General features: G+C 44.6%; 1 protein-coding gene. It reads right to left on the bottom strand.

What is annotated here, in order from left to right:
- Positions 1–190 precede the first annotated feature (190 nt).
- The gene (locus tag VU18_RS15320) at positions 191–1381 is read right to left on the bottom strand and encodes an ISL3 family transposase (RefSeq protein ID WP_011229816.1); all 1191 of its coding nucleotides are present in this window, start codon (positions 1379–1381) and stop codon (positions 191–193) included.
- Between the last annotated feature and the right edge of the window lie 104 nt (positions 1382–1485).

The following is a 1485-nucleotide window of genomic DNA, read 5'->3' as shown; positions in this document are numbered from 1 at the left end:
CGGGTCTTCACCATTTTCTGTGATTTCCACTCAACCCCAGAAATATGTTAGCTGGATGAAATCGGTTCATCAGTCAGGATCCTTCTTCCGCATACAGACCACGAAGTTGGTAGAATGGAAACAGTCAAGTGCTTTCCTTGACGGGTTCCATTCTACCAACTATCATACCGATAGCGGAAGAAGAGAGCGCTTAAGCAGCCTGACTACCTGTAGTGTTCCCTGTACACTCCAGAAATACACGCAAACGAAACCGTTCTCGATTTCGATAGCCATATGCCCGGCGTTTGATGTTTTTGATCTTGTGATTCGTCCCCTCGATTCGGGCATTGGTATATGGGCACAAAAAGTAGGAAAGAATCGGCTCCTTCCACCTTTCAAGCGTGTTGGCTGCTTCCTGAAAAGAAGCAAAAGGGCTCTGTTTGGCTAACTGAATCCATTCTTCCAAGCGTTCCTTTGCTTCGTTATATCCATCGGTTCGGTAAAAATCCCGAAACAACTCTTTCAGATAATAAGCAATGGAAAGTACCGGATACTCCTCCAAGATATCGTCCAATCGAAGCCGTTGGTCCTTACGAAGCTTTTCACAGCCTTTTAAGAGAAGATATCGAGCCTTTTTCAATGGAGGAAATTCCTTTCTTGCTTGATCCAAGGCTTGTGTCACTTTTTGAATCACATGGTACTTATCGATGACAATCGAAGCAGATGGAAACAGGGCGCGAACCGCCTTATGATAAGGTTCCCACATGTCAAGAATCACCGTTTGGACCCTTTCTTTCGACAGGACATTTTGGCTCAACAAGTGGAGGGCGGAGTCACATTGGCGATCGGCATGCATTCCCATGACCGATCCGGCTTTGGCATCCATCAATACGGTTTCATACTGATGTCCCTTTTTTACCGCGATTTCATCTAAGCTAAGCACCATCTCTTCTTGAGAAGATGCTTCTATCGCTGTTTGACGCTCTTTTGCTTTTTTCGATGCAATGAAGTAATAGATGCGCTCCAATGTCGTATATGGGATGCGGTGCTTTCGGCTAACCTCTTGAATGGTGGAGCCTTCACAAAGTTCATACAAGTACTCACAAAATCGATTGGTGTAGTGTTGATTGGGTTGAATCGATTCCAAAGAGGCGGAAAACACTTGGGAACAATTCCAGCACCGATAGCGCTTTACCTTTACGAACAAGTACACCGGTTGATGGAAAATCGCCAAATCCCGTACTTTTCTTGTCCGTCTGTCGTGGACAGAGGAAGTGGCAAACCCACAATGAGGGCAGCGTTCCTGTGTCTCTGTTTTCTCTACATGAATCGCATAACCATAGGAAAGAAGTTCTTGTTTAATCACTTTAAATTCTGGCAATCCTAGTGGTATCGAAAGCACTTACGAGACCTCCTTAATGTTGATTTCACCGCTAACATTATTGCCAGGATCTCGTCAGTGCTTTCTCTTTTTTGTCACTAAATCACAAAATTTGGTGATGAACC

The sequence above is a fragment of the Geobacillus sp. ZGt-1 genome (genome assembly GCF_001026865.1).
In the GTDB taxonomy this organism is placed as follows: domain Bacteria; phylum Bacillota; class Bacilli; order Bacillales; family Anoxybacillaceae; genus Geobacillus; species Geobacillus thermoleovorans.
Note: the sequence above shows the minus strand (reverse complement) of the source record. Positions and strands in the feature narration are given on the sequence as shown.